Raw genomic sequence first — 26,742 nt, forward strand, 5'->3', positions numbered from 1 at the left:
ACCCTAAAACCCCATCAGGCGGTTATACTGCTCGTCGGCATACCTGTGATTGGCATGGTTCGGATTCATAAACGCCTCATGTAAAGGGTGGCTCGGATCATTCATCATCCTCTCCGCCTCCGCCTTCCCCCCGGCAGCCGCGCCCCCGGGCATATTAAGCCCCTTGGCAGGCTCATCCTGCATCATCGCCCCCATCTGCGCCAGCAACCGGATCATCACCGGATTCGTGCCAATCACCGGATCATCCACCACGGCACGCACCTCCTCACCACTCACCCCGGTCATCTTGGCCAGCATCTCCAGCGCACTCACCGCACTCCTCACATGCGCCCCATAGCCATCTCCCCACAACCCCTCCAGCTCAGCCTTCACAGCGGCCACGCGCTCAGCCTCGGCGGCATCCGCCGCCCTCTGAGCCTCTGCGCTCCGGGTGGCAAACTCATGCACAATCCCCTCAAACGCCTCCTTCGGCACCCCCAGCTCCCAAGCCTTGCGGCCCAGCACCTCCACCGCCTCCGCATCCCACACCCCCTCCGGCAGCCCCTCCGGGGCAGCGGGCAAAAACTCATCGCCCGCAAACTCCTTATTCATCCCAAGAGCCTCCCTCCATGCCGTCATCGCCGCCTCATCCCCCAAATCATACCGCAGCACGGCGCCCGCTCCGGGCGCACCGCTTCCGCCATCTCCACTACTGCTGCCGCCGTCTCCTTCTCCTCCATCCCCGTCACCGTTTCCGGCCCCATCTCCACCAGCATTATTTCCGGCACCAGCCATCAGGCTCACCGGGCCACCGCCGCCATTTGCGCCCCCGTCACCAGCCTCCTCGCGCAAAAAACCATTCGCAACCAATTTACCAATAAACATAATAATTAATCTCTAGTCTTTAATACTTAATAAATCCACCAACGCCACCTCACGCATCCCCCTGTCTCGCTCCCGCCCGCCACGCTCAAACCTCACCCGTTCCACCCCCTGCGCCTGCTCGCCCAGACAACCCCGTGCCAGCTCCACCAACTCATGAACACTCCCCCACGCCAAATGCACATAAAACACGCGCCCCCCGTCCACCAGCCACCCCAGCAACACAACCTCCCCGCTCATCGCCGCCACACCTCCCGCATCCAGTACCCGTCTGCACTCCTCCCACAAACGCTCATGGCCGCCCGCATACCTCACCGCCCACTCATACCCGCTCATCCTTGGTAAAAAACCTGAAAAACTCCACGGCGGCGGGTTCCATGATCACAAAAGCCGGGTAGTCGCGGGAAGTAAACACCCTGCGCCCGCCCTGCGGATTGACGGCCTCCACGGTCAAATCTACGGTTTCCGCCGTCCGCATCGGGTCATCCTCCTCCGGAGCGTAAAACTCTTTCAGCCTTGCCCAAACCTGCACCGCCTGCCACGGTTCCGCCAGTCCAACCAGCGCGGCAACGACGGCCTGCATGGCCAGGGCCTGATCCGCTGGAATATCGTCCGCTGTATAGCGGGCCGGAGGTCGATAACCGCCCTTGTCCTGATAAATGGCCGTCAGGGTGAATTCTCCCCACTCGCCGGGCCGGGGAAACTGTATCTGTATCTCTGAATTATTCATGCTCAATCTTCGGTAGTCGTTTCGGCTTCCGGATCAACAAAATCCTCCACCGCCTCGGAGACAATGATATTGCTCTCCATGGAGGAAAACCCGTAATATGCCGGATTGACGTTATTGCAATGCAAGTGCATCGTCGCAGGAAGGAACGCTCCGGCCAACGCCCAGCTGTTGGTATTCTCCATATCAAGATAATATCCGGAAAAGGGATAAATACTCTCAAAGCAATGGACTCCCTTCACCGTGGCGATTTTGACGCAGCCGCGGGAGGAATTCCCGCCATGCAGCAGCCACAGCGCTCCCCTGTCTTCGGTGTCGTATCCTCCGTCCTGGTATTGCTCGTAAACCACCGCGTACACGCAGACGGGATAACCGTTATTGGAAGACGTCTCCGGCGCGAGGGCCTGCGTCGTCTTCATCTTCCATTTCTGCTCGGCATTGGAATAATAAATCTCCCGGACACGAATATGATACCCTCCCGCGTCCGCGTCCCGGACATGATCAAACGTAATATCGATAATCTCCCCAATCCTGTAGCCGCCCGCCGCCTGATCCGGCACCAGCGTAAACGCGTCCCTGTCCCTTCCCATGCGCGCGACCGTTGTCATCTGTCCGAACCTGGCCGTGAATTTCGTGCTGACAGCCGGCAGGCGCAGCGGGGCCACCCACCCCCGGATGCTGGAATAATTGTGCATGGGCCTCGCGTTGGTCACGAGGCCGCATTTCACGGTAAAAGAGGAATTGGGAGGGACATTGAAATAAAGGGAATTGGGTTCCATGTCTGTTTTGAAAACCGTCCCGTTGGAAGACGAGCAATTCGCCGGGCGCGGATAACACCTGACGGAAAAAGCATCAGTTACGGCAGCCAGCCCGGCGGCGTACAGGCGGTTGACGCCGGATTCACTGGTCGGCGAGCCCACGGCCAGCGGGATGTTGACGCCGCCGTTGGCGTTGACGGTCCCTGTAAAAGTCCCGGACTCCGCCAGCAAACTCTTCAACGTGGCATCATCCCCCGGCTGAATGCCGTCCCGGGCAGACAATCCCGGGACGGCCCCCTTAAAAGTCTGAGTAACCAGCGCATGCTCATCGGACACCTCCACAGCATCCGTAGGAGCTACAAAACCGTATTGCCCCTCTTCGCCCGCTTCCAAAACAAGCAAGGGAGAAGCCCCATCAAAAACGGCATGAACGGTACAGGCCGTCGTACACGTCAGCACATACGCACAACCTTTAACGGTATCAACAATCATACAGCCCCCTCCTTGAAATACTTATCAATCGCCCCGGCAATCGCCACGCAAAGCGCGTCAACCCGTTCTTCCAGCCTGTCGCAATCCGTCACGTGTGAGGACGCAAACGCAGGCTCCAGCATCAACGCCGGCATGCGCGTTTCTCTGAAATAATAATAACCTCTGTCACTCTTACACTTGATCGGCTTCAAACCGCGATCAGGGAGCCTCAGCACATCACACATCGCCGCCTGTATCAGTTCAGCCGCTTTCTTCCCGTTCTTGGAGGCGTACCAATACAAAGTTTCTGTGCCTCCAATTCCTGTATCTGCACCATTGAAGTGAAACTCCACGGCCAAATCCGCTCCCACCGCATTACACCTCCGGGCCGCGTAAATCGGTGTCGTTCCCCCAGCCTCAGACCGATTGCACACCACAGCCTCATAACCCAGCCGCTCCAACTCATCCTTCACCTTGCCAATATGGGCCGTCCAGAAAGAAAACTCTGAATGCTTCCGGTTCGTCATCACAGCCCCTCCATCCTGCGGGCTATGCCCGATGCTCAATGCTACTTTCATCTATTTATTCTTGCTTATAAACTGTTCATTCGCCTCTACTACAAACTGACACGAACTGCACTTATGCTCGGCCACCCGACGCGCCTCCCGCTCCTTCTCCAACTCCGCCTGCAACTTCTCATTCTTCTTCGTCTCCCTCCAAAGGAAAATCGACATCACGCTCACCACACTCGCCGGAGTCATCAAACTATCAATCGTCGGGGTAGAAGTAACGGCATTCGCCACCGTCAGCATCGCCGCGCCAAGAACGGAACAGCTCGTCAGGGAACCGGTCATCTTACTTATCCTGTTTAACTACGGGAGAAACATCACTCACGGGCTGAACCTGTGAAAAACTCACACGCCCCGGCTCCAGCACCAGACAGGCCCCATCCTTGCACACCTCAGCCCGGTCTGGCGTCACATTCACGGAATGCCCACAACCGGACAGAGACATTCCCAAGCCGCCAAGGATAGCCCCGGCAATAACTGCTCCGGCGGCATACAGGGCCTTTTCCCACCAGCTAGACTTGCCGGCAGCCTTAATACCGAGATAGGCCCGAACATCTTCCAGCGCATGCTTACCGATGATCGGGAGGGCAGTATTTGCTACGGCAATCCATCCTTGTTGATCGTTTTCCGTCAGGTCTGCCCAGTGAGGGATTGGAGTGTTGGACTCATTGTGTGCCTGGGCTGCATAGTACATGTGCATTTCTCTGGCGATAGCCTCGGCATGATTGCATTCTTTATCATTAATCATATCACTTCTTCTATCTTCAATCTGTTGAGCTCCGCCTTCTGCCACCTCCGCCACGGCAGGCCGTTTCGGCCCCTTCCCCGTACTCTTGCCAATCCCTCTCCTGTACCGTCTCTTCATTACTCGCCCTCCTCTCTACCCTTATCCTTCGGCAGCATCTCCAGCCACAACACCACCTCCCGGTGAGCATCCCGCCTCATCGCATCCAAAGGATCAAACAACCTCTCCCCATCCTGCTTCTGAAAACACGGCAAATCTGTCTGAAAAAACTCCTTCATCCACTCCAGCACCACCTTCCACTCCTCGCTCCGCAACAACAACCTCTTGGCCTTCCACCTCCGCGCAAACAAATCTAACAACTCCTTCTCTTTATCTACATTATAACTAATCATAAAACGTACTGCTCATAAATCAACTACGCCGCTCCACCCTGAGCCTCCGCCGCCATCTTGGCAGCCGCAGCCTCATCCTTCATCACAGCCGCGCCCGCCTGACGCAGCCTCAACTCATCCTCATCCATCACCGCCGCACTCTTCCGCCGCCTCATGTCCTCCACCTCAATATTCCCCCTGATACTATCCTCAGACACGCCAAGAGACCGCAGCCGCGCTCTCATGCCACGATCCACATCCAAATGATCCAGCAAACCGGGTACCGCCTCACCCAACTCCACCGCCTCCCTCAACGCGGCAGCAAAAGCATCGCTCTCAATCCGCTTCAGCACCAACGCCACCTTATTATTATACGTCACCCCCGGATTCTTCAGCGCAGTCCCCACAACAGCCCCATTCCTAATCACATCCTCTCTCACGCAATCAGGCGGATCTGGAAAAACCCCGGCCCTGTACAGTACCATAAACACCCTGTCCAGCGTCGGCTGCACATCATAGGCAAACTGCACGAAAGACGGAAAAAACTGCAACAAATACTGATTCTCGCGCGCCATCACCTCCGTCGCCGTGGGAAACCCCTTCTTACCCTCATCATACGCAAACAGCTCCAGCATCGGCACCAAAAACGCATCCTTAATCCGCTGCTCCTTATCCGCAAGCTGCTTATAAGAAAGACTCACATCCCCCACAGCCGCCCACTCCTTCGGCAACAACACTCCGCCATCCTGCAACAAATCCGGATCAACCAACGTCTTCCCGCCAGCCCGCAAATCAACCTCTCCCACCAGCTTTGCCGCCGTCAAAATCCGGGGATCTATCGCCACACGCCGCGCCTTCTCCAAATCCTTCTCAATCTCCTCCACCCCCCTCACCTCGCCCTCCACATCCTGCCACGGAGCAAACCCGAAAAAACTTGTCCCATTCATCTTCCAGCGCGTCGCCATATACGGCATCTCCCACTCCATCTCCCGCCGCATCACCCTCTTCCCCTGCTGATCCACATAAAAACTCTCCCAGCCGCGGCCCATCTTCGGCTTCTTCGCCCGCCGCACCACATGCAGCACCACCCACTTCTTCTCATACATACCGGCCCCTCCCTGATGATAATCCGCCGCCATCCCCTCACTCAAAGCCGCCTTGCCAAACAAATCCGCCACATCATAAGCAGACAACAGCATCTCCCTCACAAACACCACCACCCGGCCCTCGTCATCCACCTCCCCGCAAACCTGTTCCGGGGAAATCGCCTTAAACAACAACCTCACGCTCCTGCCCGGCCCGCAATACAAACTCCCCGTCCCCATGCCGACACGATCAAGAAAACACTCGTAAATCTCGGAATAAAAATTGCTCCGCGTCAGCTCCATCAAAGCAATATCGGAACACTTGCCATACCATGCGTTAGCCTCCTCCACATCCTCCTCCGCTACATCTCCGGGCCTCGCGATCCACTTGAACCACGGCTCATGGCTCGTCACAATATGGCTCATATGCGCTCCGGCCAGCCGGGCACAGGCCATCCTGGCCGCCCCATTCCGCACCCTGCCCACAAAATCGGACGGACGAAACCTTAAATCATCCACCCTGTTCGGCAGCAAATACCAGCGGGCAAACTGCCACGTCTTTGCAAGCTCATCCCGTTGCTTCCTCAACCCGTTATACAGGCGCACCAGCTCATCCGCCTCATCCTGACGGCTCATCCCAACGTCTCCCGTTTACCACTAGCCGCGCCTCCATGCTGCCTCTCTACCTCACTCGCAAGCAGGGTTGATGCCCTGCCTCGCCGTCTGCGTTGCTCCTCCAGTAAACTGCGCTTCGCCGCATGTTCGCTCTCCCCGGCACTCACCGTCTCCACCTTCGGAGCCTGAACGGGAGGAGCTTCACCCTTCATATTCTTCTTGAAACCCATACCCCACTCATACCACGGAAAAACAAAAACGCATCTAATCATTCAATTAGATACCCACACAACACGCAAACCATCAACAACAAACACACAAAAAAATCAATCCATCCTCGCCAATCCTCCGCTCCTGTTCCCTCCGCCCCAATCATCATCCTCATCCAGCCATCCGCCAGACTCCTCACGGCTAACAAAACCGCTCGCCCGTGACACCAGCCCCTTCTTCAACGCCTCGCCCAGCGTCCTCAACGCATCAGCCCCATGAGACGCCTCGTTATGCTCCGGCACATCATGGCTCACCCCATCCTCCAGCACCGTCTTCTTGCGGTAAGCGGCAATGCAATCCACCCCGCTCAACAACTTCACATCACCCTCACCCCGGCACTCCTTAAGGCAATCCTCATGAAACACCGCATTCTTCAACATCGTCCTCACGGCATCAATCCCCATCCACACGCGCGGAATCCTCGGCACCCTCACCAGCCGCCCTCCAATCCCGGTATTCCGAAAAAGAGACATAGGATCACCGCCCCAATTCCTCCGGTTACCGTCATGCGGAAACAAATGCTCATCAAAACTCATCCCCAACTCGCGCTCCCACAAACGAATCACCTCGGCATACTCCGTCATCCCCAACCCGCTGGACTGGTAAAACTTCAGCAGCCGCACCTCATACCCTACCACCTGCGCCGCCCAAATAGCCGTACTATCGTTCAACCCTAAATCCCATGCGGAAACTAACGGAAACCCCGGCTCCACGGCAAACGCCGCCCCCACGCGCCCCTGCGCCCGCAACCTGTGCATCACGGCACCATAAATCGCCCCCGACACATGCGGCCACAACGCCTCCTCCGGCGTACTCGGGTACTCCTGCTTCATCAACTCTCCCTGCGTCTGCTTCATGTGGCTGTACCACACCATCTGCTCCTGACTCAGGCTGATACCCTTCTCCCTCAACTCGTCAAAATACGCCCTGTCCTCATCCAGCACATCATACCCCTCTCCGGCCAGCGTATAACCGGCATCCTCAAACCACGGGAAAAAGAAAAACTTCCACTGCACATTAGAAAGCCTCTTCCCCGTCAAATCCAGCGCCCCCTTCATAATCTCATAATTCAGCCCGGTTCTGCCCCCTTCATGCGTTGACTCGTTAAACAAAAACCCGTCGCTCGGCACCGTATTAAACGCCCCGGACAATATTTCCGCAGCCTTGGCTGGAAAATGGCACGCCGTACTCCCAAACTCCGTCAGCCAAAGCAAATCCAATGTGCCGCCGCGCAAACTGGCCCCGGAATAAATATCGCTCCCATTGGCAAACCTCAGCTCACGGTCATTAGCATACACCGGCACCAGCCCTTTGCTCTTCACCAGCTTGCCAGTCCTCTCCTTAATCATCCGGCCCAGCCTCGCCAGCCACAAATCCTCATCAGTCGCATGTGCAGGCACATAATCCAGCCTGTCCCATGCAAACCTGATCTTGCCCAGCTTATTCTCGGCATCCGGCAAAGACTTATCCACAATCCCGGCATGGAACCCATCAACAAACAACATGCAATCCAACGCCAGCATCGCAAGATAAGTGCTGATCCCCATCTGGCGGCTCTTCAAAATAGCATTGCGGTGATGCAGCCCCCGGTGCAACTTGCGCTGTACCCTGTTCATGCGGAACCGCACCACCTTATCCCCACCCTTCACCATCTTGCTCTCCACCCAATACAAATGATTAAGCCGCCACTCCCTGTCTCCAAGCACCTCCGCAAACCTGCCCAACACGGCATCATCCATACCATTAATGGGAGGGAAAAAACCTCTACTCGCCATCTGTCACCGTCTCACTATTGCCGCCCACCTTCAAACTCTGATCACCCAACAACCCGAAAATAGCCTCCGCCAACGTAGGGCCCCCAACATGCACCTCAGACGGCGCATTATGCCCGGCCATCTCATTATCAATCTTAATCGCAGTCATCACCTCCTGCACAGTAGGGACGGAATCAAACAGCCCCAAATCCACGCCCACCTCCCCGCGCACCAGCTTCGCCAAAAACCTCCTCTTCTCCTTTGCGCTCAGGGCATACCCATCATCAAGCTCTGCTCTCAACCTCTTCAGCTCCTCCTGAATGTGCGGCTCCCTCATCTTGCGGCTCGCTCCTGCGCTCGCGCTCGCATCATCACCGGGATTCCACACAACCGCATAAGCCGCGCGGGGAGTAAAACTCTCCCACACAACCATCTTGCAAAACTCATCTTCCTTATCGCTTAACTTCTTCATCTTGCATCCTTAACCTTAATCTTGCAAACCTGCCCTCTATCACCCTCCTCCCCTCCGCGCTCGCCGCATACGTCACGCAGGGCCTCTGCCCCTTGACCTCCAGCAGCCCCATCCTCCGCAACCTTGCCAGCGCATTGGAAACAGACTGGCTATTCCGCGCCCGGCACCACGCCACTACCCCTCTGCACTCAACCTCTCCCAGCTCCCCCACCGCCATCAGAACCAGAAAATCCAGCGGCGTCATCTCCAGCTCCCCAAAACACACCGCTCTCACCGTCGCCGCCACCAAACGATACATCTTCATCGCCGTTGTGGCAACGGCCTGAACGGGCGGCCCTCCACATGGCCGCATCCTCCTCCGTTCAAACCATCACATACGCATTAACGCTTCAACCGCCCGCCGCTTCAGGCAACCTCAACCTCCACCCCGAACACCCCGGCCACAATCGTCTTGTACCGGTCAATGCCCGTCTCCGTAGGCTGAACCTGAATATATCCGTTATCAGACTTCACATACTCCAGCAAGCCCAAATCAATCAGAGCATGCGCATCACGGATAAACAGCGTATTCCACGGCTGACGGAACAAACACCACTTCTCGCACACCTCCACCAGCAGCTTCAGCCGTTCCCCGTGGTACTTCTTGCCCTGCCGTGCCTGTCTCCGTCCAACACGTCCCATACCCGGCGCGCTAATAACCCCGCGCAGGGCGGCATCATCACCACAACACGCCTCATCAGGCTCACAGCACGGCTCACAAACCATGCTATCGCCATACATGCGCACAACATCCTCCTGTGTTGCCTTCATGTCCTCACTCTTCCCCACCTTGCTCTTATTTACTGTCTTTTTAGTCATAATATATTTATATTATTATGTTTATTTCTGTTTTTCCGGAACACCCGTTCCGGGAAATCTGTCACGCACGCCGGAAACTCCGCCAATCGCACCACCTGACCCCTCCGCGATTCTCGCTCCTCCGCTGGATCACACGATCCTTCACGCTATCCGGCATGTACCTATTGAAATCATCCGTCGTCCAATTAGCCACAATCACAGTATCTAACTCCGCGTTATATCGTGCATTCACCACCTCCTCAAAAAAATCCAGACTCAAATCCCTGCCTTCCCCCTTGTACCCAATACCACGCTGAAACTCATCCAGCACCAGCAAACTCTTGCGCCGATGCCCTATCTGTACGGCAAAATCACGCTCAAAACTGCCTCCCAGCCCAATCTTCGCCAGCCTCTCCCGGTACAGGCCATCCCCGCTGAAATACCATGCCCTCTCATACCCGCAATCCCGCGCCAGCTTGCAGGCGGACAACGTCTTGCCCGTACCTCTCAGGCCAAGCACCACGGCCAGCATCCCCTTCCCGGCCATCCCCAGCAGCCAAGCCCTCAACATCCCGGCCTTGCGTTCCGCATCCACGTCCTCCACGGATGCAAACGGAAGCTTCAGCTTGCAATACTGTTCCGGCCAGCCCCACATCTTCAGCCGCTTCAACTTGCGGGAAAACACCACATCGGCATCATCAAACATCGTCGGCTCCGCCTCTGCCACATCGTTCTCCACATGCAGCGCAATCCGGGACAACACATCATCTAAATCATCATTCATCATTAAAACCCTTCTGCATCAATCACAATATCCTCTCTCACTCCCTGACCTGCGGCCCGGCCACGGCCCTTCTGTTCCTCCCGCAACCGCTCCTTCTGCCACTTCCGCGCATTCTCTTGCAGCCAAACCTTCGCCTTATACCTCCAATTCTTCAGCAACCCGCCTCCCGCAGTCCTCCCGTCCTTGTAATGCTCGTAAAAATCCGTCGCCAGCATCCTCACACGCTCATCTTCCCGTTCTGAGTAATGCAAACCATTCCTCATCTCGGCCAGCACCTCCTCCACACTCCCCGGCACGTCGAAAGCATACACGCCCGCACACCGCTTCGGCCTTTTTGGCACTACCCCGGCCACCTCCTCCTTAAACGGCAAATCACTAGCTCTGAAAACATTAACACTATTTAACAAACCGGCTATCACACCGCCGCGAGAATCTGAAACACCTCCTGATTCGTCAGAATCAGGCACTTGCGGAGGCGCAGCCTCACCATGATTCACCCCGGAATTCTCCAAATCACCGCCCAAATGGCCCTCCCCCGCACGCGCGCGGCCACGCGCGGATAGGTGCGGGGGTGTGGGGGAAGAATGGGGGGGCGTGGGGGGGAAAGAGGGGGAGAGGGGGGATGTCTGACAACTGTCTGACATATGTCCGACAACTGACTGACGCTTGTCTGACAACTGACTGACAGCTGACGGACAACCGTCTGACACGGCATCTCCGAGCCTCGCAACCCTCACAGGAGGAGCCGGAAACTTAGGCTCGCTCCTCTGTCTCACGCCCCACTCCGTAATCGCCAGATACCGTCCACCCTCTACCTCATACCTCACGACCATCCCGGCAGCCTCCAACTCACACAGGGCCTGTTCCACCTCATCCACGGACAAATGCACCCGGCAGGAAAAACACTTGCTCAGCACCCACTCAGCGTCCCCGTAAAACCTCCCTGCGCTATCCGCAGCCATCCTCAGCCGGACATACACACGTTCCCCGGTAGAGCTTAACTCATCCATCTCCACCTCTTGGCACCAGTCTCTTATTTCCCTGCGCGGCATCGTCAAAAAAGCGTTAATTGTGGGTTGTAGTTAAGCCACAGGCATTCAATCTTCTTGCCGCCCTGCGTGTCGTGAGAGACCTTGCATTCCTTCCGCCAGCCGGAAAGATGCCTGGAATAAAGGTCGGAATCATAGCCAGACAGAACAACCTTGCCTTTCAAGGTCTTCAAAAAGACAAGAAGCCGCTCATGGTCCTGTTGGTCGTACTCGTGTTCGTATCGTACCTGGTTGCCGCGGGTAGATTGCACATAGGGAGGATCCACGTAATGCAGCGTATCCGGTGAGTCATAGCGAGCCATGACCTGCAGGGCGTCCATGTTGTTGATCTCGATATTCCGGCTTCGCAGCTCGGCGGCACATTCCCGAACGATTTCGGGATATTCCCTCCATGTTTGAGGATAGGGAGTTGTGCGGAGTAAGCCGTTGCGCTTGAACCCCGGCTTGTGGATTCCTCCGCCGTAGCTCATCATACTATTGACGGCAAAGCGGAGGGCATCTTCCACGGGGTCTTCCGCAATCTCAAATGACCGGGCATAGGCCGTTTGAGCGTAGGGCGTCAATTCCAACAAACTGGCCAGCCGTTCGGATTTCTCCGGGTTCCGCAATACCTCGAAGAAATTCACCACCCGGTCATAAAGGTCGTTATAGACCTCCATCCAGGCGGGCTGTTTATTCAGCAACACCGCACCGGAACCACCAAAGGGTTCAACGTAGATTTTATGAGGCGGGAAAAAGCTGATAATCCAAGGGGCAATGCGGTTTTTGCCTCCAAGATACCGGGCCAGAGCCCTTTTCCGTGGTGCTCTAGTGTTCATTCCCCCTCCTTTCCTTCTTGGAATCTGCCAAGCAAAACCCGGAATGCAGTTGCCGCCACTGCAGGAACTTGGCCGTTGCCAATGGCTTTAAGGCGGTCCACTCTAGCGGCCACCCCATGAGCCACTCGACCCACGTCGGGTTCAGCTGACCACCACTCCCCGCAGTCATTTGTTTCCGCTCGTCCGGCGTGATAATTCCCTTGGCTTCCAGGTCTTTCATTTTCCGAAAACTCCCCGTCCCCCCGCACATCCCCTTGGTGCGGGGCGTTGGAAACTGTGAAACCACAGTTATCAATTTCTTCCCTGTTGCCCGGTTGATTTCCTTGCCGCCGCAACTGGCGGTTGGAGTAGGAAACATCCGGACAAATTCGGACAATCCCTGTTGCCTGCTGTTCGGGCCACGTCTCTTGTGATCCGAGGAAAGGGGACTTGGAAACATCTCCACAAACTCGTGTGGATTTGGCAGCTTGTTGCCCTCCCGAAACTTCTCGCTTCTCTTCTTCCCGGAGGCAGTTGGCGTTCCGATCCATACCAAGTATCCAGATGCGCTTTCTGACGTGCGGGGCTCCCACATCGTCCGCTCCCAGCACAAGCCATTCCGCATCGTACCCGATTTCGGCAAGATCACCGAGGACTCTGGCAAGTCCTCGTCCCACAAGCAGAGGTGAGTTTTCCAGGAATGCGAATTCCGGTCGTACCTCATTGATAATTCGGTGCATTTCCCGCCAGAGACCGGAGCGGGCGCCGTCAATGCCGGCGCCTTTTCCTGCGGCTGAAATGTCCTGGCACGGGAAGCCTCCAGATACCACGTCAACAAGGCCGCGCCACGGTCGTCCGTCAAAGGTGCGTACGTCATCCCAAACCGGGAAAGGCGGGAGTAAGCCGTCATTCTGTCGGGCGAGCAGTACGCTTGCGGGATAGGGTTCGAGTTCGACGGCGCAAACGGTGCGGAATCCGAGCAGCGAGCTGCCAAGTATGCCTCCACCAGCGCCCGCGAAAAGATGTAGCTCATTCACTCTCCCTCCTTTCTCGGCTTCCAGTAAACAGGCCATCCCATAGCGGCGCACCCTACACAGCACTTGTACTGTTTTGGGTCGTGCTCACAATTCGAGCATCTCCGTCGCATAGGATGCACCCACGCCCTGCACGCGGACCTCTTCTGCCAAGCGTTAAGCACAAGCTCATGTTGATGAGTCTCGTTTCTGGCTTGCCTTAAAAGTTTTTGGCGAGTTTTCCCGGGCAACGCTTTGACGGTCGATCTGATACCCTTGTGAGTTAAAACAACCTGTTCCCAAGCTCCGCCGTACTCAAAAAAAGCTTTCTGTTCAGGCGTCATCTTCTTCCTCCTGTTCTATTTCTTCTGGTTTGAAATCGTCACAGGCCGGATGATCCGAGGGCATTTCTTCCCACAAGTGACCGGATGCGAGAGACATGCAACAACCGTCCCAGCCGCTCCACAACTGGCATTCAACACACATCTTTGAAGTCAATGACGCTGCCTTTTCCAAAATAACCGCCTGCTCCGGGCTGATGTACTGCCACGACAGCGGCGGGCGGGTCAGGCCGATGACAGAGAGCGGCACGGCGGCGGGAAGTTTCACGGGGGCCGTGACTTTCCAGACGCAACAAGGCAGGTAATTCCGCAGGTGCTCTTCCGTCACGCAAGCATTCTTAATGGCCAATTCTAAAATCCCCTTTGGAGGGTATAGATAAAGTGAAGCAGTGACAACTAAACGACACTTGCCGATGATGGCCCGTTTTCCGTCTTTCCCGGACTCGTAGAGCCACAGTGTGACGGAGTCGCCTTTGTTGAGGCGTGGCGCATTTTTACGCAGTTCCCATTTCTTTTCGCCGGACAGAATTTTCCCGGAGAAAGGCCGCCTGACGGATAAGAGGATGTTAATCATTGCTGGCCTCCTTTCTGATCAAGCTCCCACGGCCATTGATCCACGTCATCCGGCGTGGCTATCTCTGTATTTCCATTGCAATCCTCAAGATAGATTTTACAGCGGTCGGTATCTTTGCCAATGACGGTTAAAATATCATCATCAAAATCCAGTTTGAGATTGTCTCCCTGATGTACCCTTAGGAAAGGCGGGAATTTGGAAACGAATTCTTCGGCGGCTTTCCAAGCTCGATGCGACGACGCTAAAAAAGTTACCCATTCGCAGGATGAGCATCCAACACGGCCCAGCTCTCCAAATTTAAGTTCGTAGAAAAATTGCAAAAGTGTTCCGCATAGCGGGCATTTAATATCTTTCATTTCAATTCTCCGTTAATCGTTAAAACCTTGAACTTAATAACCCATACCCACGGATTCATTTTAGATGATCCGGCTCCCTTTAATTTATCCCACAGGGAAAAGTAAGACGTCCGGGCAAAAATGTACCCATTGGATTTCCCTGAATAATCCTTCCATAAACAGACATCCGTTTCTTCGTCGTGCCAGACGCTTTCAATGCCCTCCATCCGGGCATCCTGCGGTGTAATGTCTAACAGCCGCTCAATTCTTACTTCTGTAATTTCCAACAAAATCCGCGCCGCTTTCCGGGGCATCTGGCCGTTTTCTTTTACCCACAGTCGATCACCCGCTTTCCCGTAGGGGCATCTTACCCACGGATTAAAATCATCATCCGGAAATTCCCCGCTTTCGTCATTGGAGACAGCTAGCCATAAACCGGGTTCAACTTCAATGAACTCCTGAATCTCCCAGCCTCTTTCTTTCAGGTGCTCCGGGAAATTATTAAACCGGTTCAGGCCGCGCGTGCGGCGCGTCTGGTTCTTGTACTGGCCTGGCATGCTGTATTCCTGCAATAGCGCGCAGATCATGTCCCCGCTGAACAGAATGGGCCGTTCTTTCACATTGTTATTCATGGTCTTGGTTCTTGGTTGTTTCGGAATCTTCTAAAATTCGGTAAATCCTTCGCAGACTGTACAACGGACGCCCCACCTTCTGGTGCGGTTGCTTCATGGATCGCTTAATCTCTGGATGCTGCTGGGCCGTCCGGTGAAGCCATGAATCACTACGCCCCAGCACCGCACGGGCCACCTTCGCACTCACCCAATCCTGACCACTTTCCACCTTCACCTGTATTCCCGCAGCCTTATCCTGCCCGCCTCCCGTTGCAGCCAACCGTTCCACTACTTTCGCGGCCAGCAAATCCAGCACGGCATCCGCAAACAAAATCTTGTTAAAATCATCAGCCGCAGACATAAACACCTCCAATCAACACAAAACACGCCACTACCCCTATCCCCCACAACCACCCTCTCACCCGGCAGCACCTCCCCGGAGTACCATACGCCCGCATGCAAGGCTTGCCACCCCAAGGCAAATCACCCATCCTCACCGGGAGCACCCTTCCTGCGGAGGGAACCAAAGGACACCATGCCCTCTCATCCCTCCGCAGGCTGGGCTTGATGCTCTCCTCATCCTGCGCCAGAAAATGGCCTCCCGGACAGGGATTAACCCCATGCCAGCCATCATCTTCAATTACACCCATATCATTCAGTTGTTGGTTGTTGTTCTTGGCCTCCACCTTGGAGCCGGGAGATAAAATCTTTTCAATAAAAAGGACTGTGACTGTAATCCCACCCCAGCAACATCAACTCCTCCTCCATCAAATCCATCATGCCACAGTCCCCGCTCTCAGCTTCTTCCTGCTTGCGGATGCTTCTTTCACATCGGCTCCCTGTGTGGCAGCTTCCGCCACCATCAACTCAAACGCCTTTTTAGGAGTAATTTTTAATTGCTCACTCAGCTCCATCACCCGCGCCATTGCTCGCGGACTCAGGCCCAACCAATCTATTTCCGGTCGCTCTGTCTTTCGCATGTCACCAAAATACGAAAAAACACCGTGTTCGTCAACAACAAAACACGGTTTTTTTTCGTAAACAAGAAATAAAATCATCTTGCCAATACGCAAAAAGACCGTATTGTTAGCGCATGACGCCTAGCAAAGAACAAATAAAATCTTGGCTCAAAACAATAGGAAAAGACCGAGAATGGCTCGCTAAACAATGTGGAGCCAAATCTAAAAGAACTGTAGAAAAATGGTTTGAAACTAAAGGTATTGTCCCTGCTAAGGCCATTTTGAAAATTAATGAATTGATGCTTCAAACACAATATCAATCTTCTATACAACCTTCTAATTTGCCGAATCAGGACAATCGCGGGAAAATGGAATTGCGCTTGGACTACGACACTCAAAGACGGGTGGAAAAAGAAGCTCTACGCCTCCGCATGGAACTCTCCGCTTACTGTACAATGGCGGTGGAGTGGTGCAGTGAACAAGAAGATATAGGAGAACGCCTTGCTGCCCGGCTGGCCTCTCAACAACAAGGCACGGAAAAACAGGAGACAGCCAAACAAGGCCTCCCCTCCCATACGGAATCTTCCGATCCCGCCACCCGGAAACGCACAACCGAAGAAACTCTCGGCATACTGCGCATCGGAACTAATCCGGGCGCAAAGAGAAAATCAGGCTCTGCGTAACATCATCGGTTATTACTTCTCTAATTGTGATTTTGACTTGGATATTTGGGAAAAACTGTCCCCAATAAACTAAGCCACTCCTTGCCACAATTACACCTTCTCTTCAAGAAATATTTGTTAGAATCTGCATTTTTCTAACAAAACACGCGCTCAAACTCCTTCCATCAAAAAATAACTGACCAATCCACAGTAATGAAACTCAAAAAAATTGTCACTAGCACAACAACCATTACCACACCAAGACGCTCTTTCATTGTTAAAGGGCAATCATCTCCATTGCTATCCACAACCTTATTATCAAGCAACAATTTTGAACAAATATACATCATAGAATCATAATGTTCATTTCTATCCCACCCCTTCAAAAGAGATAACAGACTCCCAATTAAAAACAACACGAAAGGACCAATAAAAGAACCATCGTATATAAATCCTATGACACTTAAAATTACAGCGAAAAAGAAAATTGTCCCTTGAATAAAACAATTAGAATTCACCCAACAAGAATATAATTCCCCCTTAAAACCCCTAATAACTCAACCTCTTTTTCTCTTATAGAATTTAATTTATTCAATTCATTGTTAATATCATATATATTTTTCTTAAGTTTTACATTTTCATCACAGACCTCATAATAATCTTTGGCCAATTTTCTCAAAACATCTATTTCATCCTCTATCCCTTCGGTAGACAATACCCGTATATCTATAAACTTTTTTGCGCGTTCTCTACTTTCAGAAGCCAAAAGCGCACTAACAGGATTCTCCTTCTTACTTACCAATCGCATTGCACACATATCGTCACAATAATTATAATTTAAATCAGATAAAGAAAAAACTTTACAACTCCGGCAACTTCTCCAACGCCTTCTCCGTCGCCTCCGCTCCAAACTTAATATACCCGGCATGCACGGCGGCGGAAGAGTGCCCTACAATCTCCTGCACCATCGCCGGAACCACTCCTGCATCATGCAGCATCGTTGCTACAGTATAACGCAAAGAGTGGAAAGACAGCTCATTCTTCACCCTTCTCTTTCCGTCTCTGGCAGGAGTTAATTTCCTGTATCTTTTCCCGGCCAATCGTGGATCACGGTCAATCAAACCGGCATCAAACAACATCCCGGAAAACTCCGCAGACAACCTGCCGCTCCCAGACCGCTCATACATCTCGGCACGGGACGGATGAACAAACACGGCATCCTCTCCACAGACAGTTTGCCGCTCGCGCAACACTCCGGCCAAAACCGGAACCATCGGCACCACCATCTCCCGGCCCGTCTTTTGAGTCACCAATTTCACCACTCCCTTTTCCCAATCCACAGCATCCCACCTCAGCATCGCCACATCCCCCAACCTCTGGCCGCCAAGATAAAGAGAACACAACACCATACTCCTCCACTCCTCATCACATCGCTCCAACACTCTCCGCAACTCTTCCAGCGTAAAACCGCGCCGGGCAATTCTTCCAGAATCCGTCTTTTTATCCCTCGGCAGCTCCACTCCCATTCCGGGATTCCTCTCAATCACACCCAACTTAACAGCAGCATTAAAAACAGCGCAAACCATCCCAAACTCCTTCTTCACTGTCTTGACGGCAAACATTCCGGCCAGTTCCAGCATAAAATCATTCATCATGCGGGGAGTAATACGTTCCATTGACCAATCAACCCTGTCTTCCAAAAATGTATAAAACCTGTTTGCGGCATTCCGATAATTCCGGACAGTCGCAACAGACTTCCCCTTTCTGCCCAACCCGGCAATAAAATCGCCAAACCAAGCACGCACAGTAGGAGCAGAAACCTCCTCTCCTGTCACCTCTACAGCCAACTCCCCAATCACCTTCCGTATATGGAAAACAGTCCATCCCTTCTTTGCGGCGGACTCCCACGCATCAGCCACCTTTTGAGCCAGCTTCCGCGCATCCGTCGCGGACATCCCCGCCTCCTTTAGAGCCTCCACCTTCTCCCGCTCCATACCGCTGTTTAAAAGCCTCTGAGCATCCTTCTCAGATATAGCACCCGCCGGAGCAACTTCAATCTTGGTACTATGAGTGACAAGTTTCCACTTGCCGGATGCGGTGGGCACATAAAAACAAGCATGCCAAAACCGAGATCCCTTTCTGCATCTCAAAAACGCCATGCCTGATATAGCATCATAACTAGCATCAAAAAGCAACTATTCATATCCCGTCATACCCTGTCACCTAACAAACTATTTATTAATTAACCCTCTAAAAAACAACGAAAAAGCCCGCACTTTCATTGTGCGGGCTTTTTATTCAAAAAGAAAGCTTTTGGTACACGGAGAGGGATTCGAACCCACGACCAACTGTGTGTAAGACAGCCGCTCTACCACTGAGCTATCCGTGCATGAGGTGGCGGGAATATATACCGGAAAACCGGACCCGGCAAGGAGAAAATGAGAAAAATGCGTTTTCATCTCCTTGTTCTCCATATCAGTAAACTCTGGACACCGCAAATTCCGGAAAAAGAAAAGAAGGCAGGTGAAAATTTCCTGTTCCTTTCCGGGAATATGCTTGCGAATTATTTCCGAAACCTGTTTCCCTACCTGATGTCCACACGCCGGAGAGCACGGTAATGCAGGATAATGAAGAGGACGCACAATACAGCCTCGGCCCCATAGAACATGTCTAACGCATCCCGACCGGAGGTGAACCCGTAGGAGTGCAGCCCTACTCCCAGCATATTGACGCCCCACCAGGCAAAGGCAATGATAACGCCGCCCACCACATTGCTGAAGTGGAGCAGCCAGGAAGACAGCCATCCGGCTTTCCGGGCATGCAATACGGTCAATTGCCACAGAACAATCATCAACGCTCCGTTTTCCTTGGGATCCCAGCCCCAGAAACGCCCCCAGGATTCATTGCCCCAAATACCCCCAAAAACCGTTCCCACCAGCGTAAACACCAGGGAAAAACACAAGATGCCGTAAGCCATGCGGCCCAGGGATTGTTCCGTTTTTCCGCCAATCAGGCGCAAGGGGGAAGCCAGCAGGTATATATGGGAGAGCACCGCCGCCAGCAACCCGGCCGCGTACCCCAGCACAATGGTAATGACATGGGTGGAAAGCAGGAAATTGGAGCGCAGGATGGCCACCAGGGGATCCATATGGTCCACAGCCTGGGAGGATTCATACAAAATACCCATCTGACAGGAGAAAGCCCCAAGCAAAAGCCCCGCCGCCAGTACAATTCCCTTTTTACTGAAAAGTTCCACCACAAGAGCGCAGAGAACTCCCATGCAGGCGATGAAAGCGATGGTTTCATACGTATTGCCCACCGGGGACCTCATGGTGATGAGCACGCGGATGACCAGCGCCGCAGCCAGCACTCCGGCTCCGCCCGCGCCTGTCAGCCACGCCAGGCTGAAACCTCCGGGCCGGAGAAAACGCCGCCAGAAGGGAGCGTTGGCAACCGGGCGGAAAAGCGCGCAGAGCAGCAGGCACACGAACGCCGCTACAAAGACAGCCAGGGAAACATAAAGCGGATCCAGACGATAGTAGAAAATTTCTCTTTCCAGGCCGTGCCGATCTCCGGCGGAGGCGGCTTCATTGGGCTGAACCAGCTTTTCCAGCAGCAGGCCTTCCGCTTTCATCCGCAGTGCGGAAGCCTCCGCCCCTGCCATGCCGACTGCCTTGCGTTCCAGCAGGGACGCCATTGCCAAAAAGGCTCCGGCAGCTTTATCCGGGGCGGCCGTCCACAGGCGTTCTCCATCACGGCCGACAGCAGGAAACCAGCGCGGGAAGTCCATCCGTTCCATGGCGGCGGGGTCTTCCAGCATGATCCGGGAGCCAAGCATCCAGCCCCGCACCACGTCAAAGTTGCGGGCAAGGGACAGAATTTCCTTCTGGGCTTCTGTCAGATTCGTTTCTCCCAGCAACCGGATTTCCCGGACGGCACGGGTCATTTCCTCCCAGCGTTCCGCAAGCTGCGCATAAGAGTATTTTTTCCGCTTGTCTTTCTGGTCCGGCAGGTGCAGGCGCCTGACCACCTCTTCCCGATTGACCAGAAAAACAGGATATTGTTCCGCCAGCTCCGGACGGAACATGCTGTCCAGCATCCATTCCACCGGGGAGAGCTTCCTTTTCCCCTCCGGCGTATCAATCACCAAGCTTCTTTTGCCCAGCGTCCGGAGCAGATGGAAACCCGCATAAGTAGAAACAGGCTTCAGGCGGCCGCCGTCCTGAACGGCCATGGCCCCGGCCCGTTCCACCAAAAAGGAAGACCAGGGCACATAATGTTCCACCAGAACCGGATGGACGGCAGGCCGCGCCGCCAGCATGCCGATGCCGAAGATGGCCGCTACCAGCAGGCAAATGCCTGCCAGGCGCAGACGTTTTTTTCCGCCGGAGGCGGAAGCAGCCTGCGGTTCCTCCTTCACCTCCGGTTCGGCAGCCGCAAGCCCGGGTTTGCGGCGCAGGTATCTGCCGAAAACACAGCCAAAATGCCACAGCAACCCTGCAGCGATGATGTAGGAGGACCATTTGGGCATCTGCTCCAGGGGATTATGGGAAGCGCGGAGAATGGAGATAAGCCTGCCCGGATGCAGGGAATCCTGACCCCAGCTCATCTGGTACAGCGTCCAGCCGGAAAGGCGCAGAGGCTCGTTCATGCGGATAACGGCGTCATACTGACCGCCGGATTCCGGGAAGACGGTTACCTGGGATTCATAGGATTTAGGTTTGGAAGTTCCCGGATAAAACTCCGGCACAAAGCGGTTCAGGCGCAAATCAAACGGAAGGGAAGATTCGTGCACCCGGTCCCCCTGGGGCAGTTCCACCTGTTCCACGGCCACCGTCATTTTGTTGCCCAGCATGATGCCTGCCAGCAGCAGCAAAATACCCCCATGAGCCACCAGCACGCCCGCGTGCCTCCAGGTCCACCGGATGCGGAACATCCCGCCTATGAGCAGGTTGATGAACAGCAGGACGCAGGTAATGCCCATGCCGGGCAGAGGCAGGGAAATCAGGGAGTTCTCCCCGCCCAGCGGTATCAGCACATACGCCGCCCCGAAAAAAGACTCTATGGCAGCCTCCGCCCCCATGGAGGAAGACAGCCTCACCTGGTGCAGCGTTCCGGCAAAAGTCAGCGCCAGAAGAATCAGCATCAGGGCGATGCCCAACCCGTAGCTTCCGGCAACATTCCAGAGGCTGCGTCCATATTTTTCCCAAGCCGCATCCGTTCGTTCCCTGTCCATCAGCGTAAGGCGTCCGTAGTCCAAAAAGAGGGCCGATTGCACGATCAGCTCGTGAAACCGGCCTCAACCATATCTCTGGATAAAAAGTTATTAAAAATTGTCCGCCAATTCTTCAAAGAATGCCTGGGGATGCGCGCAGGCCGGACACACCTTGGGGGCAGTGGTGCCGGTATGTACATAACCGCAGTTGCGGCACTTCCACTGGATTTCCTTCTCCTTGGCAAAAACCCTGCCTTCGCGCACGTTTTCAGCCAGCTTGAGGTAACGGGCTTCATGGTGCTGCTCTACGGAGGCAATCTTGCGGAAAGTTTCCGCAATGGCGGGGAAGCCTTCCCTGTCCGCCACTTCGGCAAATGCAGGGTACATGTCGGACCATTCGTCATGCTCGCCGGCGGCTGCGGCCAGCAGACAATCCTCCGTAGATTCCAAAGGAGCCGTGCAGACGGCGTGCGTTACTTCAATGCAGGCGTCTTTCAGCAGTTTGAAAAATACCTTGGCATGTTCTTTCTCATTGTCGGCCGTTTCCAGAAAGATAGCGGCAATCTGTTCGTAACCGGCCTTCTTGGCTACGCCGGCAAAGTAGGTGTAGCGGTTGCGCGCTTCAGATTCCCCGGCAAAAGCCTTGAGAAGATTCTTTTCTGTTTCTGTCCCTTTGATGGATTTCATAAATTAGTCATCTGGTTGCGTAAACGAAAGCATCCTAATAAGACGCCGCGAAAAAACAAGCAATTATTGAATGAATCTAAAAAATGAACATATCCGGAAAAACAAAAGAGGTACCAGGAAGTGTACAAACGGCCTTACGGGTATCATTACGCCATTTGCCCGAAAAACAGCAACCTCCCGGCAGGGTATATCCATGCAGGCACGGACGGCAGCCATGACCTCGGCTACGGATTGCTTAAAGAGTTCTGGCACAGAGGCTTTGCCACGGAGGCGGCCAGGGCTGTTGTCGCCCGGTTGAAGAAAGACGGCATACCCTACATCACGGCCACACACGATATCAGGAATCCCCACAGCGGAGGCGTCATGAAACAGCTGGGCATGCGCTACCAGTATTCCTATGAAGAGCTGTGGCAACCCAAAAATATTCCGGTCACTTTCCGCATGTACCAGTTGAATCTGGATGGACAGGAGGACCGGGTTTATCAGGAATACTGGAACAAGTCATCCGTCCGTTTCAAGGAAACCGGTATCTGAATTCCCAATACCCGGCCTCATCCACAGGAGCGCCTTCCCGCCCTGTGAAACATGGCGGCTACCTCCGCCTCCGGTCACCTTCCCGCCGGTTTTCCGGAGAAAGTCCTGCTCCACGGTTCTTCCAGCTTGTCCGGAACGCTTTCCAGCTCCCGGAGTATTTTCTCCCGCTCCCGGGAAATCCGCTCCTGATCCGCAGAAGCCGGAACAGGCTGATCCCCGGGCAGCGGCATCAGCCCGTCCGCCGTCCTGCCACCATTCGAGACAATCGGCGGAGCAACAACCTTGCTGTCCTCATCCGCTTCCGGTTCCGGGCTGATCGGCTTCTGCTCATCCATCTTTCCGGAACTTTCCGGAACAGCCAGGTTCCGGTACAGGAACACCAGGTCCCCCGCCTCCACGGCGCCGCTGCGGATATCCGCAGGAATGCGCGCACGTCCCATCCGCTCCTCCGTCACGATCAGGTTGGCGACTCTGCATTTTTCCTCCCGTCCCGGAGATTGGGAGATGAGCACGGTCCCCGGTTCATAAACGTTCCCGGCCAGCGCAATCAACACATAATGATGATTGGGATACACCTGCTCCACCTTTCCCACATATACGGGGGGAGGGGCTGCTTTTTTAACGGGCTGCTGCACCTGCTGGGAACAGGAAGCGCCCAGCACCAACGCCGCCAGAACAGGCAGGGAAACAATTCGTCTCATGGGGAGTTTTTTTCATCGTTTCATTCCACCAGCACCTTGCGTGGACGGTTGGTATTATCCGCCGGGGCAATAATGCCGCGGGATTCCAGCAAATCCATCATGCGCGCCGCACGACCGTATCCGATGCTCAAACGCCGCTGCAACAGGGAGGTGCTTACTTTACGCTCCACGACGGCCACTTCCAGACACTTGGCATAACATTCCTCCTCCGCGTCGTCCAGCGGACTGTCCGCTCCCCCCCGGGAAGGCTCGTCCAGGGATTTCTGAACCTCTTCATGGAATTTCTGCTTGGCCTGGGAAGCGCAGTGGGCCACCAGGGCTTCCACCTCATCGTCAGAGATAAAGGCACCCTGCGCCCGTTCCACCTGGGCGGAACCCGGCGGCAAATACAGAAGGTCCCCTTTGCCCACCAGTTTTTCCGCCCCCTGCCTGTCCAGAATCACGCGGCTATCCGTACCGCTCGCCACCTGGAAGGCGATGCGCGTCGGGATATTGGCCTTGATCGTCCCCGTCACCACCTGTCTTCGGGGCGTCTGCGTCGCTACAATAAGGTGGATGCCTGCGGCACGGGCCTTTTGAGTAAGACGGCCGATATTCGTTTCTATATCCGCTCCCACTGTCTGCATCAGGTCCGCAAGTTCATCAATAATAATGACGATATAGGGGAAGCGTTCGGGGATAATTTCGTCGTCCTCCAGATCCAGTTCATCATCTTCTTCCACAGGCCATTCCCCCTGGGATTCCAGGTCTCTGGCAATGGATTCCGCCAAAGCTTCATCCCCTTGCCCGTCTTCCGGTTCCTCCGCCTCTTCCGCAGGAACATCCGGCGGGCGCTTGTTGAAAGCTTCAAAATTTCGCACGCCCACCTTGGCAAAGCAATGGTAGCGGTGCTCCATCTCATTCACGCACCAACGCAGGGCATTGGGAACTTTCTTGGGATCCGTCACCACCGGAACAATCAGATGCGGCAGCTTGGAATAAGGCTGCATTTCCACCACCTTCGGATCCACCAGGATGAGCCTCAGTTCATCCGGACGGAATTTCAAAAGCATGGAGGAAATGATGCTGTTGATGCACACGGATTTTCCGGATCCAGTGGCGCCGGCCACCAACAGGTGCGGCATAGACGCCAAATCCCCGATCACGGTGCGTCCATACACGTCCTTCCCCAGAGCCAGCGGTATCTTTTTCTTGGGGGAACAAAAGGCCGGGTCCTGCAAAAGCTCCCGCAGGGGAACAGCCACCTTCTTCCGGTTGACGATTTCAATTCCCACCGTATCCTTGCCCGGAATGGGGGCCACGATGTTCACGCTTTCCGCCTTGGTCGCCAGCGCAATATCCTTCGCATACTGGTCAAAAGTGTTTACGCGCACGCCGCGCGCGGGATAGACTTCATAACGGGTGATGGTCGGGCCGCGGGTAATATCCCCCGGCGTCACGTCCACGCGGAATGTCGTCAGGGTATCAATAATTTTCTGCTGTATTTCCAGCATCTCTTCCTTGTCTTCCGCCGTGGGGCCTTCCGGCTTTTCCTCATAATGCAGCAATTCAAAGGGGGGCAGCGCATACTCGCGGAATTCTTCCGTGGGCGGCGTGGACAATTTGGAAAAAGGCTGCTCTTTGGGCGCGGGCTTCATTTCCGCCGGTTCCGCAATGGTAATCCTGGGCCGCGGAGCCAGGGGAAGACGGCCCTGGGCGCGCGGAGCGCCGGGAGGAGGGGCAGAGTCCTCCGGCCGGGACGGAGAAGCGGCAGCCGCTTCATGATACAAACTTTCCAGATCGTCCCCGGTACGCTGGAGACGGGGAACGGAAGCCCGGCCCTTTGTAACCGGTCTGGGGGCGGACAAAGCGGCATCCTGCATGCTGGCCCTCACGCGCGCAGCTTCCCTGGCAAGCTGGGCGGTCTGGCGAGCCAGCATTTTTTCCTTCCTGTTCATACGCCAGGCCCTCCATTCCCGCAGCATGGCCCGGCAAAACGGCCGGGGCCGCATCCCTGCCGCATAAACCAGAGCCATCAAATAGCCAAATCCGGAAAGCGCCAGCACAGCGGATCTGCCGGCCAACGGGAGAAACAGACCGGTTCCCAGCAAATGGCCCGCCAATCCTCCCGCCCCCTGAATCTGGTGGCGGGCCACCCATTCGTTTCCCGGCACATGCCCGGCCGTCAGAAACAGGCATCCGAACAACAACAGGCACAAACCTCCGTAAACCACGCTGCGGGGCAGTCTTCCATGGTGGAGCAGACGATAAAGCCCCCACCACTCCAACAGAATAACCAGCATCCAGGCCATGCCTCCCAGCGTCCAATAAAAAATCCCCGCGCCATATAATCCCACCGTTCCCAGCACATTGGACGTACCCGGAATGACCTGCCCGGAACCATTTAAATAACTCCAGCCTATTTCCCGCACATCAAACGTCAGCATGGCAGCCAGAAGAGCCGCCCCCCCCAACAAAGACACGACGCCCCATGCCATTCCAATCCAAACAGGGGAACGCCCCTCTTCATGCTCAAATGCATGATGCTCCTGCGTATCCAATGCCATACCTGTTTTTATTCTAGCGGCTCTTCGCCCTAAACTCAAGGCCAAACCGGGAAGAAGAGGATTTGCGCGAATCAACTTCCCCAAAACCTGGAAGCGCCGACTTCCGGACCGGAAATACGGTTCCTTAAGCGCTTTTGCCGCCCCGGAAGAGCATCGCCGGAGAACGCCCTTTCCCTACCTGAGAAAATACTGGTCTTACCCTCCCAAAATCAATAAAACCGAAGCAATTTCAATGCTTATTTTTCATATCTGTTTGATTATTTATTATTAGCATAAATTTTTATTATAAAAAGACATATCGTTTGACATTTTGATGATTCATGAAACATTCAGCGGATTTCAAATCCTATTAAAAAAATAGGAATATTGTAATTTAACTCAACTTTCTAATTGTCAGAA

The 26,742-nt window shown here is 54.6% G+C and carries 30 protein-coding genes, 1 tRNA gene and 1 pseudogene; 3 read left to right on the forward strand and 29 right to left on the reverse strand.

Annotated features, from left to right (window positions below; genetic code table 11):
- Positions 1-3 precede the first annotated feature (3 nt).
- The 11 genes from O4G22_RS10640 to O4G22_RS10690 form a co-directional block, all read right to left on the reverse strand.
- The gene (locus O4G22_RS10640; RefSeq protein WP_215452935.1) at positions 4-864 is read right to left on the reverse strand and encodes a hypothetical protein; all 861 of its coding nucleotides are present in this window, start codon (positions 862-864) and stop codon (positions 4-6) included.
- Between the two features lie 12 nt (positions 865-876).
- On the reverse strand, positions 877-1,197 hold the full coding sequence (locus tag O4G22_RS10645) for a hypothetical protein (protein WP_128252714.1): 321 nt from the start codon (positions 1,195-1,197) through the stop codon (positions 877-879).
- On the reverse strand, positions 1,184-1,591 hold the full coding sequence (locus O4G22_RS10650) for a hypothetical protein (RefSeq protein ID WP_215452933.1): 408 nt from the start codon (positions 1,589-1,591) through the stop codon (positions 1,184-1,186). Before O4G22_RS10650 ends, O4G22_RS10645 begins: the two co-directional genes overlap by 14 nt.
- A 2-nt stretch (positions 1,592-1,593) precedes the next feature.
- The gene (locus O4G22_RS10655) at positions 1,594-2,838 is read right to left on the reverse strand and encodes a hypothetical protein (RefSeq protein ID WP_306701760.1); all 1,245 of its coding nucleotides are present in this window, start codon (positions 2,836-2,838) and stop codon (positions 1,594-1,596) included.
- The gene (locus O4G22_RS10660) at positions 2,835-3,395 is read right to left on the reverse strand and encodes an N-acetylmuramoyl-L-alanine amidase (RefSeq protein WP_215452929.1); all 561 of its coding nucleotides are present in this window, start codon (positions 3,393-3,395) and stop codon (positions 2,835-2,837) included. The genes O4G22_RS10655 and O4G22_RS10660 overlap by 4 nt, the downstream gene beginning before the upstream one ends.
- Positions 3,396-3,671, reverse strand: a complete 276-nt coding sequence (locus O4G22_RS10665; RefSeq protein ID WP_102747095.1) for a hypothetical protein — start codon at positions 3,669-3,671, stop codon at positions 3,396-3,398. It lies immediately after the preceding gene.
- Between the two features lies 1 nt (position 3,672).
- On the reverse strand, positions 3,673-4,134 hold the full coding sequence (locus O4G22_RS10670) for a hypothetical protein (RefSeq protein ID WP_306701762.1): 462 nt from the start codon (positions 4,132-4,134) through the stop codon (positions 3,673-3,675).
- A 116-nt stretch (positions 4,135-4,250) separates the two neighbouring features.
- Positions 4,251-4,523, reverse strand: a complete 273-nt coding sequence (locus O4G22_RS10675; protein WP_046437307.1) for a hypothetical protein — start codon at positions 4,521-4,523, stop codon at positions 4,251-4,253.
- Between the two features lie 23 nt (positions 4,524-4,546).
- Positions 4,547-6,223 carry a portal protein gene (locus tag O4G22_RS10680; RefSeq protein WP_205572990.1) on the reverse strand — a complete coding sequence of 559 codons (1,677 nt, stop codon included), beginning with the start codon at positions 6,221-6,223 and terminating at the stop codon, positions 4,547-4,549.
- Between the two features lie 305 nt (positions 6,224-6,528).
- Positions 6,529-8,211 carry a hypothetical protein gene (locus O4G22_RS10685; protein WP_128252709.1) on the reverse strand — a complete coding sequence of 561 codons (1,683 nt, stop codon included), beginning with the start codon at positions 8,209-8,211 and terminating at the stop codon, positions 6,529-6,531.
- A gap of 25 nt (positions 8,212-8,236) precedes the next feature.
- A complete protein-coding gene (locus tag O4G22_RS10690) occupies positions 8,237-8,698 on the reverse strand; it encodes a hypothetical protein (protein ID WP_046437321.1) in 462 nt (153 codons plus the stop codon).
- Between the two features lie 92 nt (positions 8,699-8,790).
- On the opposite strand from O4G22_RS10690, the gene O4G22_RS10695 reads away from it, so the two are divergent.
- Entirely contained in the window at positions 8,791-9,024 is a 234-nt protein-coding gene (locus O4G22_RS10695; protein WP_128252707.1) for a hypothetical protein, read from the forward strand.
- A 79-nt stretch (positions 9,025-9,103) separates the two neighbouring features.
- On the opposite strand, the gene O4G22_RS10700 is transcribed toward O4G22_RS10695, so the two are convergent.
- From O4G22_RS10700 to O4G22_RS10750, 11 genes are all read right to left on the reverse strand, one after another.
- Positions 9,104-9,556: a hypothetical protein gene (locus O4G22_RS10700; RefSeq protein WP_215452918.1), complete on the reverse strand. Its 453-nt coding sequence runs from the start codon at positions 9,554-9,556 to the stop codon at positions 9,104-9,106.
- A gap of 61 nt (positions 9,557-9,617) precedes the next feature.
- Positions 9,618-10,319 carry a hypothetical protein gene (locus tag O4G22_RS10705; RefSeq protein ID WP_215452916.1) on the reverse strand — a complete coding sequence of 234 codons (702 nt, stop codon included), beginning with the start codon at positions 10,317-10,319 and terminating at the stop codon, positions 9,618-9,620.
- 2 nt (positions 10,320-10,321) lie between these two features.
- Complete coding sequence (locus O4G22_RS10710; protein WP_306701763.1) at positions 10,322-10,786, reverse strand: hypothetical protein; 465 nt, start codon at positions 10,784-10,786, stop codon at positions 10,322-10,324.
- A gap of 587 nt (positions 10,787-11,373) precedes the next feature.
- A complete protein-coding gene (locus O4G22_RS10715) occupies positions 11,374-12,186 on the reverse strand; it encodes a DNA adenine methylase (protein ID WP_306701764.1) in 813 nt (270 codons plus the stop codon).
- Positions 12,183-13,202: a DNA cytosine methyltransferase gene (locus tag O4G22_RS10720; protein WP_345784521.1), complete on the reverse strand. Its 1,020-nt coding sequence runs from the start codon at positions 13,200-13,202 to the stop codon at positions 12,183-12,185. Before O4G22_RS10720 ends, O4G22_RS10715 begins: the two co-directional genes overlap by 4 nt.
- Before the next feature lie 309 nt (positions 13,203-13,511).
- A complete protein-coding gene (locus O4G22_RS10725; protein ID WP_215452909.1) occupies positions 13,512-14,093 on the reverse strand; it encodes an ASCH domain-containing protein in 582 nt (193 codons plus the stop codon).
- Positions 14,090-14,449, reverse strand: coding sequence for a hypothetical protein (locus tag O4G22_RS10730; RefSeq protein WP_215452907.1), 360 nt, complete (start codon positions 14,447-14,449; stop codon positions 14,090-14,092). The genes O4G22_RS10725 and O4G22_RS10730 overlap by 4 nt, the downstream gene beginning before the upstream one ends.
- Positions 14,446-15,060 carry a hypothetical protein gene (locus O4G22_RS10735; RefSeq protein WP_306701766.1) on the reverse strand — a complete coding sequence of 205 codons (615 nt, stop codon included), beginning with the start codon at positions 15,058-15,060 and terminating at the stop codon, positions 14,446-14,448. Before O4G22_RS10735 ends, O4G22_RS10730 begins: the two co-directional genes overlap by 4 nt.
- Positions 15,053-15,400: a hypothetical protein gene (locus tag O4G22_RS10740; protein ID WP_215452903.1), complete on the reverse strand. Its 348-nt coding sequence runs from the start codon at positions 15,398-15,400 to the stop codon at positions 15,053-15,055. Before O4G22_RS10740 ends, O4G22_RS10735 begins: the two co-directional genes overlap by 8 nt.
- The gene (locus O4G22_RS10745; RefSeq protein WP_306701767.1) at positions 15,387-15,689 is read right to left on the reverse strand and encodes a hypothetical protein; all 303 of its coding nucleotides are present in this window, start codon (positions 15,687-15,689) and stop codon (positions 15,387-15,389) included. The genes O4G22_RS10740 and O4G22_RS10745 overlap by 14 nt, the downstream gene beginning before the upstream one ends.
- A gap of 126 nt (positions 15,690-15,815) precedes the next feature.
- On the reverse strand, positions 15,816-16,097 hold the full coding sequence (locus O4G22_RS10750; protein WP_306701768.1) for a hypothetical protein: 282 nt from the start codon (positions 16,095-16,097) through the stop codon (positions 15,816-15,818).
- 35 nt (positions 16,098-16,132) lie between these two features.
- On the opposite strand from O4G22_RS10750, the gene O4G22_RS10755 reads away from it, so the two are divergent.
- On the forward strand, positions 16,133-16,681 hold the full coding sequence (locus O4G22_RS10755) for a hypothetical protein (RefSeq protein WP_102747734.1): 549 nt from the start codon (positions 16,133-16,135) through the stop codon (positions 16,679-16,681).
- Positions 16,682-17,174: 493 nt separating this feature from the next.
- Here O4G22_RS10755 and O4G22_RS10760 read toward each other — a convergent pair whose 3' ends face one another.
- From O4G22_RS10760 to rbr, 5 genes are all read right to left on the reverse strand, one after another.
- Positions 17,175-17,477, reverse strand: coding sequence for a hypothetical protein (locus O4G22_RS10760; protein WP_306713884.1), 303 nt, complete (start codon positions 17,475-17,477; stop codon positions 17,175-17,177).
- A 43-nt stretch (positions 17,478-17,520) separates the two neighbouring features.
- Positions 17,521-18,765: a tyrosine-type recombinase/integrase gene (locus O4G22_RS10765; RefSeq protein ID WP_046435205.1), complete on the reverse strand. Its 1,245-nt coding sequence runs from the start codon at positions 18,763-18,765 to the stop codon at positions 17,521-17,523.
- 209 nt (positions 18,766-18,974) lie between these two features.
- Positions 18,975-19,049: transfer RNA gene (locus O4G22_RS10770), tRNA-Val, on the reverse strand.
- 195 nt (positions 19,050-19,244) lie between these two features.
- Positions 19,245-21,938: a cytochrome c biogenesis protein CcsA gene (gene ccsA, locus O4G22_RS10775; protein WP_306701769.1), complete on the reverse strand. Its 2,694-nt coding sequence runs from the start codon at positions 21,936-21,938 to the stop codon at positions 19,245-19,247.
- Between the two features lie 48 nt (positions 21,939-21,986).
- Entirely contained in the window at positions 21,987-22,562 is a 576-nt protein-coding gene (gene rbr, locus O4G22_RS10780; protein WP_094153270.1) for a rubrerythrin, read from the reverse strand.
- 102 nt (positions 22,563-22,664) lie between these two features.
- Between rbr and O4G22_RS10785 the strand changes: the two are divergent.
- Positions 22,665-23,096, forward strand: a pseudogene (locus tag O4G22_RS10785) (GNAT family N-acetyltransferase); the annotation flags it as partial.
- Between the two features lie 74 nt (positions 23,097-23,170).
- On the opposite strand, the gene O4G22_RS10790 reads toward O4G22_RS10785, so the two are convergent.
- Positions 23,171-23,797 (reverse strand): hypothetical protein, encoded by a 627-nt coding sequence (locus O4G22_RS10790; RefSeq protein ID WP_306701770.1) that lies wholly within the window; start codon positions 23,795-23,797, stop codon positions 23,171-23,173.
- A 20-nt stretch (positions 23,798-23,817) separates the two neighbouring features.
- Positions 23,818-26,343, reverse strand: coding sequence for an FtsK/SpoIIIE family DNA translocase (locus O4G22_RS10795; protein ID WP_306701771.1), 2,526 nt, complete (start codon positions 26,341-26,343; stop codon positions 23,818-23,820).
- Between the last annotated feature and the right edge of the window lie 399 nt (positions 26,344-26,742).

Origin of the sequence: Akkermansia muciniphila, from assembly GCF_030848305.1 — a bacterium.
GTDB lineage: Bacteria > Verrucomicrobiota > Verrucomicrobiia > Verrucomicrobiales > Akkermansiaceae > Akkermansia > Akkermansia muciniphila_A.

Coding starts and splice junctions, on each gene's coding strand:
- O4G22_RS10640 (WP_215452935.1), bottom strand. CDS start 864: ATGTTTATTGGTAAATTGGTTGCGAATGGTTTTTTGCGCGAGGAGGCT.
- O4G22_RS10645 (WP_128252714.1), bottom strand. CDS start 1,197: ATGAGCGGGTATGAGTGGGCGGTGAGGTATGCGGGCGGCCATGAGCGT.
- O4G22_RS10650 (WP_215452933.1), bottom strand. CDS start 1,591: ATGAATAATTCAGAGATACAGATACAGTTTCCCCGGCCCGGCGAGTGG.
- O4G22_RS10655 (WP_306701760.1), bottom strand. CDS start 2,838: ATGATTGTTGATACCGTTAAAGGTTGTGCGTATGTGCTGACGTGTACG.
- O4G22_RS10660 (WP_215452929.1), bottom strand. CDS start 3,395: ATGAAAGTAGCATTGAGCATCGGGCATAGCCCGCAGGATGGAGGGGCT.
- O4G22_RS10665 (WP_102747095.1), bottom strand. CDS start 3,671: ATGACCGGTTCCCTGACGAGCTGTTCCGTTCTTGGCGCGGCGATGCTG.
- O4G22_RS10670 (WP_306701762.1), bottom strand. CDS start 4,134: ATGATTAATGATAAAGAATGCAATCATGCCGAGGCTATCGCCAGAGAA.
- O4G22_RS10675 (WP_046437307.1), bottom strand. CDS start 4,523: ATGATTAGTTATAATGTAGATAAAGAGAAGGAGTTGTTAGATTTGTTT.
- O4G22_RS10680 (WP_205572990.1), bottom strand. CDS start 6,223: ATGAGCCGTCAGGATGAGGCGGATGAGCTGGTGCGCCTGTATAACGGG.
- O4G22_RS10685 (WP_128252709.1), bottom strand. CDS start 8,211: ATGGATGATGCCGTGTTGGGCAGGTTTGCGGAGGTGCTTGGAGACAGG.
- O4G22_RS10690 (WP_046437321.1), bottom strand. CDS start 8,698: ATGAAGAAGTTAAGCGATAAGGAAGATGAGTTTTGCAAGATGGTTGTG.
- O4G22_RS10700 (WP_215452918.1), bottom strand. CDS start 9,556: ATGACTAAAAAGACAGTAAATAAGAGCAAGGTGGGGAAGAGTGAGGAC.
- O4G22_RS10705 (WP_215452916.1), bottom strand. CDS start 10,319: ATGAATGATGATTTAGATGATGTGTTGTCCCGGATTGCGCTGCATGTG.
- O4G22_RS10715 (WP_306701764.1), bottom strand. CDS start 12,186: ATGAACACTAGAGCACCACGGAAAAGGGCTCTGGCCCGGTATCTTGGA.
- O4G22_RS10725 (WP_215452909.1), bottom strand. CDS start 14,093: ATGATTAACATCCTCTTATCCGTCAGGCGGCCTTTCTCCGGGAAAATT.
- O4G22_RS10730 (WP_215452907.1), bottom strand. CDS start 14,449: ATGAAAGATATTAAATGCCCGCTATGCGGAACACTTTTGCAATTTTTC.
- O4G22_RS10735 (WP_306701766.1), bottom strand. CDS start 15,060: ATGAATAACAATGTGAAAGAACGGCCCATTCTGTTCAGCGGGGACATG.
- O4G22_RS10740 (WP_215452903.1), bottom strand. CDS start 15,400: ATGTCTGCGGCTGATGATTTTAACAAGATTTTGTTTGCGGATGCCGTG.
- O4G22_RS10745 (WP_306701767.1), bottom strand. CDS start 15,689: ATGGGTGTAATTGAAGATGATGGCTGGCATGGGGTTAATCCCTGTCCG.
- O4G22_RS10750 (WP_306701768.1), bottom strand. CDS start 16,097: ATGATTTTATTTCTTGTTTACGAAAAAAAACCGTGTTTTGTTGTTGAC.
- O4G22_RS10755 (WP_102747734.1), top strand. CDS start 16,133: ATGACGCCTAGCAAAGAACAAATAAAATCTTGGCTCAAAACAATAGGA.
- O4G22_RS10760 (WP_306713884.1), bottom strand. CDS start 17,477: ATGTGTGCAATGCGATTGGTAAGTAAGAAGGAGAATCCTGTTAGTGCG.
- rbr (WP_094153270.1), bottom strand. CDS start 22,562: ATGAAATCCATCAAAGGGACAGAAACAGAAAAGAATCTTCTCAAGGCT.
- O4G22_RS10790 (WP_306701770.1), bottom strand. CDS start 23,797: ATGAGACGAATTGTTTCCCTGCCTGTTCTGGCGGCGTTGGTGCTGGGC.
- O4G22_RS10795 (WP_306701771.1), bottom strand. CDS start 26,343: ATGGCATTGGATACGCAGGAGCATCATGCATTTGAGCATGAAGAGGGG.